Here is a 4,859-nt window from a genome sequence, read left to right as displayed (position 1 = left end):
ATCATATTAAATTTCCTTAAATATGATATAACACCGTGGTTGATTATGTCCAAATGAGACAATATTACTATAGTTATTACACGAAAACCACTTCTTAAACTTAAATTTACAATAGCTTTCATATAAAAAAGTCGAGACTCAGAAAGTCTCGACCTAAAATAAAATGATAGTAATGAATTAACCTATATAGTTTAAATAAATAGTAGTTATTGATTGTTATCTTGACAAGATTGACAAACACCGTAAATTTCCATGCGATGATGCGTCACATTAAAATCTGTTACATGTTGTGCAAGCTGTTCTACTTCATCTAACTGAGGGTAATGAAAATCTACTATTTTACCGCACTTTTCACAAATAACATGATAATGATTATGAGTTTCAAAATCGAAACGACTTGAAGCGTCACCGTACGTGAGCTCTTTAACAATTCCAGTCTTTTTGAAAACGCGTAGATTGTTATATATTGTCGCTACACTTATATTAGGAAAATCAGGTGAAAGTGCTTGGTATATTTCATCGGCAGTTGGATGTGTATCAGAAGCAATGAGAAATTGTAAGATTGCTTGTCTTTGAGGTGTGATACGAACACCAGCAGCTCTTAAAGAAGCAATTGATTCTTCAAGTTGATGCTCAACTGACTCTAATTCTGCACTCATTAGGTTCACCGTCTTTCTATTTAAGAATTATTCTTACTTAATATAAATATAATAGTAAATAACGGAAATTGTCAATCATAAAACGGTGATTCCTTTAATAACCCTTATTTAAGTCAACGACATTCTCAATTAGACCATCCTTATTGAGAAAATGTTTTAAGTTAGTTGCAAATATATGCGCAGCCTCTGTTTTATTATGGGTGCCGTTTCCAGTAATATGTGCTGTTAGGAATAAATTTTGTGTCTCAAATAATGGAGAATCTTCATTTAATGGTTCATTTTCGAATACATCTACATATGCCTTTCTGATTTCCTTTGATTCTAAAGCGTCAATAAGTACTTGTGTTTCGACTATTGTACCTCTTCCTACATTAATAAATAACGTATGATCATTCATCGCTTTAAAGTCATCTGATTTCAGCAAATGAATTGTTTCGTTTGTTTCAGGTAAAACATTCACGATTATATCTGCCTTATGATAAATATGATGTCTTTCTTCTATAGAATATGTTTCTTCAAAACCCTCTACAGAATGACCATCTGTATTTAAACCAATTGTATGCATACCTAATACGTTTAAAATCTTAGCAGTATGTTTAGGTATCGTGCCAGTACCTAAGAATAGTACTCTTTCACCATCGACTAAAGTAGGTTGCATCTTATGGTCATAGACATGCTTAGTTTGATTTTCATATGATGCTTTCATTAACTTGTAATCATCTAAGATATAAGCAAGTATGAATTCCGAAAGTTGACGCTTATGTACCCCTTTCGCATTAGTAAGTTGAATGTCCTTTTCCTTGAGCACATCCATAGGTAAAGAATTAACCCCTGTAGCAAACCAGGCAATCCACTTCAGATTTGGACATTCATTGATAAATGTTTCATCTACCGCTTCATGGTAAGAAATTAAAATGTCCATATCTTCTTTATCCGCTTCATCTAATACAGCGGGATGCTTATAAAACTTAAATGTAACGTTATCAAAATTCTCTTCTAATTCGTTTTCCACGTCGCCTAGTCGCATGAGCGATACTACCTTTAACATCTTATCATCCCCCTATTATAGATTTAATCTCATCGATTTGTGTTTTAACTTTAACTTTCTCTATGACATCCATTATTACGCCATCTTCATCAACAATAAATGTCGTTCTTACGATCCCCATAGATTCTTTACCAAACATTTTCTTTAATTGATAAACACCTGTAGCTTCCGAAAGTTTATAATCTTTATCTACGAGTAGATCAAAGTTAAGGTCTAACTTATTTACAAAGTTTTGATGTTTACGCTTCGTATCACCACTAATACCATACACTTTAATGTCTAAATCGTTGAAGTATGCGAGATTATCTCTAAAGTCACAGGCTTCTTGAGTACATGTTGGCGTATTGTCTCTTGGGTAAAAGTACAATATCGCTTTACTTCCTTTAATTATTTCATTCGATATCATGTCCCCGTCTTGATTCTCTAATTTAAAATCAGGGAATAAATCACCTTTTTGTAACATATATCTCACTCATTTCTTATAGATATTACTTTTATGATACGATAAGTAGTGAAAATATTAAATTAAAAGAGGTTGTTATGATGAAGTTTACAGAAAGTGAACGCTTGCAAGAATTATCAAATGAAAACATTTTAGGCGGTGTGAATTCACCTTCTAGATCTTATAAAGCTGTGGGCGGTGGCGCTCCTGTTGTAATGGATCATGGTCAAGGTCAATACTTATTTGATGTAGATGGTAATAAATACATCGATTACCTACAAGCATATGGTCCGATTATTACAGGTCATGCACATCCTCATATTGCAAAAGCTATCGCAGATCAAGCGCACAAAGGTATTCTATTTGGTACGCCTACAGAGCTTGAAATTACTTTTGCTAAAAAATTAAGAGAAGCCATTCCTTCATTAGAAAAGGTAAGATTTGTGAACTCTGGTACTGAAGCTGTTATGACAACAATTCGTATTGCTCGTGCTTACACAAATCGTAATAAGATTATTAAATTCGCTGGCTCTTATCATGGTCACTCAGACCTTGTATTAGTTGCAGCAGGAAGTGGTCCATCTCAATTAGGTTCTCCTGATTCTGCAGGCGTACCTAAAAGTGTCGCGCAAGAAGTGATCACAGTACCTTTCAATGACATCGATGCTTTTAAAGAAGCAATGGAACATTGGGGTAGCGAAGTTGCTGGTGTCTTAGTTGAACCTATTGTAGGTAACTTTGGCATGGTAGAACCTAAACCTGGCTTTCTAGAAGCTGTAAATGAAATTACGCATGAGCATGGCGGCTTAGTTGTATATGATGAAGTTATTACAGCTTTTCGTTTCCATTACGGTGCGGCTCAAGATTTATTAAATGTGTATCCTGACTTAACTGCGTTCGGTAAAATTATTGGCGGCGGTTTACCTATCGGTGGTTACGGTGGTAAACAAGATATTATGGAACAAGTTGCGCCGCTTGGACCTGCTTATCAAGCGGGTACGATGTCAGGTAACCCACTTTCAATGCGTGGCGGCATCGCTTTACTCGAAGTATTGTCTCAACCTGGCGTTTATGAAAAGCTCGATAAGTTAGGTGAACGTCTTGAAGATGGTCTCTTAGAATTAATCGATAAGCATAACATCACAGCTACAGTGAACCGAGTTAAAGGTGCTTTAACGCTATACTTTACAGATGAAAAAGTAACGCATTATGACCAAGCTGATAATGCCGATGGTGAAATGTTTGCTAAATTCTTTAAACTTATGTTGCATCAAGGTATCAACCTAGCCCCTTCTAAATTCGAAGCTTGGTTCCTGACAACAGAGCATACTGAGCAAGATATCGACGAAACGCTTAAAGCAGTTGATTATGCCTTTAGCCAACTATAAAGCATGATGACGTGTAAAGTTGTATAATAGATTGCGATTACAGTTAATGATAAGGGGGCGATAAGAATGAAGTTAGGCGCAAGGATATTAAAAACTGGAATTGCCATTATTTTAGCTGTTGCAGTTGCGTCCCTTTTACCACACAACCCTTCAATGACAGCAGTAGCAGGTATCTCAGCTGTAGTTGCGATGCAACCAACTGTGTACAGGACACTTAAAACGATAGTCGACCAATTTCAAGGTAACGTGATAGGTGCCATACTAGCCGTCATAATGGTTACACTATTTGGAAGCAATTTTGTAATTATGGGTGCAACGGTGATCTTATTAATCGCAATTTTATATAAAATGAAAATCGCGCACGTTGCAACGCTTGCTTCTGTAACGGCTCTCATTATAATGGGTCAACATGATGGTTCGTTTTACATGTCAGCATTCTTTAGATTCGTGCTCGTTATGATCGGTGTTTTAAGTTCGTTTATCGTTAATTTAACGTTCTTACCACCTAAGTTTGAAACAAAGTTGTATCATAACTCCATGAATATCTCGACAGAAATCTTCCAATTATTTAAGTTAGTGTTAAATGAATCCATGGAGTTTCATCATATTAAGGATGATGTACAAGCGATTAAGACAAGAGTTAACAAACTTGATCAATTGTACTTACTATTTAAAGAAGAACGACGTAGCTTTTCAAGGAAGAAATCATTTGAACAAACTCGAAAGAAAGTGTTGTTTAATCAACTTGTGTTAACGACGAGACGCGCGTATGATGTGTTGAGGAAGATGCATCGTTATCAAAATGATTTGCATTTGCTAGGACCTGATTTATTGCTTCAAGTTCAGCTTGAAATTCATGATTTGATTACGTATCACGAACAAGTGCTCATCAGTATTAGTAAAAACTCGCACTTCGATGTCATTGAAAATCTAACGCATATTAAAAACCCGCAGAAGACACCGTTGTTTGAAGCATTTAAACACGAGCTCATTGATCATCCTGATCAAGATGCGTATAACTATGAAAATATTATGCAAATTATCGCATCTATTGAAGAGTACCGTAATCACATTGAACATTTAGATGTGATTCGCTTGAGTTTCTTCAAATATCATCATTCAGACCGCGAATTAAATATTGTCGAAGAAGATTACGACTTATAAAATAGAAAAAGGGTACGAGACAATTTATCAAATTCAACTTAAAGAGTGAATTTGAATTAATTTCCTAACAGCTGACTCCTAGGGGAGTAGCGTGAGTCTGGAGACTACAGGCTCCAGCCACGCCCCAGGAAAGCATGCTGTTAGTAGAAATTAATTAA

At 35.5% G+C, this 4,859-nt stretch carries 5 protein-coding genes; 2 read left to right on the top strand and 3 right to left on the bottom strand.

Translation table 11 applies throughout. The features are described from left to right. Positions 1-206: 206 nt before the first annotated feature. From perR to A33S_RS0100250, 3 genes are all read right to left on the bottom strand, one after another. Entirely contained in the window at positions 207-659 is a 453-nt protein-coding gene (perR, locus tag A33S_RS0100260; protein ID WP_009385257.1) for a peroxide-responsive transcriptional repressor PerR, read from the bottom strand. A 94-nt stretch (positions 660-753) separates the two neighbouring features. Then, the gene (locus A33S_RS0100255; protein ID WP_009385259.1) at positions 754-1,707 is read right to left on the bottom strand and encodes a phosphoglycerate dehydrogenase; all 954 of its coding nucleotides are present in this window, start codon (positions 1,705-1,707) and stop codon (positions 754-756) included. A 4-nt stretch (positions 1,708-1,711) separates the two neighbouring features. Next, positions 1,712-2,170, bottom strand: coding sequence for a peroxiredoxin (locus A33S_RS0100250; protein ID WP_009385261.1), 459 nt, complete (start codon positions 2,168-2,170; stop codon positions 1,712-1,714). Positions 2,171-2,250: 80 nt separating this feature from the next. Here A33S_RS0100250 and A33S_RS0100245 point away from each other — a divergent pair, with 80 nt between their 5' ends. Both A33S_RS0100245 and A33S_RS0100240 read left to right on the top strand, forming a co-directional pair. Then, positions 2,251-3,537: a glutamate-1-semialdehyde 2,1-aminomutase gene (locus A33S_RS0100245; RefSeq protein WP_009385262.1), complete on the top strand. Its 1,287-nt coding sequence runs from the start codon at positions 2,251-2,253 to the stop codon at positions 3,535-3,537. 66 nt (positions 3,538-3,603) lie between these two features. After that, on the top strand, positions 3,604-4,701 hold the full coding sequence (locus tag A33S_RS0100240; protein WP_009385264.1) for an FUSC family protein: 1,098 nt from the start codon (positions 3,604-3,606) through the stop codon (positions 4,699-4,701). The last annotated feature ends 158 nt before the right edge of the window (positions 4,702-4,859 follow it).

Origin of the sequence: Staphylococcus massiliensis CCUG 55927, from assembly GCF_000298075.1 — a bacterium.
Classification (GTDB): domain Bacteria; phylum Bacillota; class Bacilli; order Staphylococcales; family Staphylococcaceae; genus Staphylococcus; species Staphylococcus massiliensis.
This window is presented reverse-complemented; position numbering and strand designations above follow the sequence as displayed.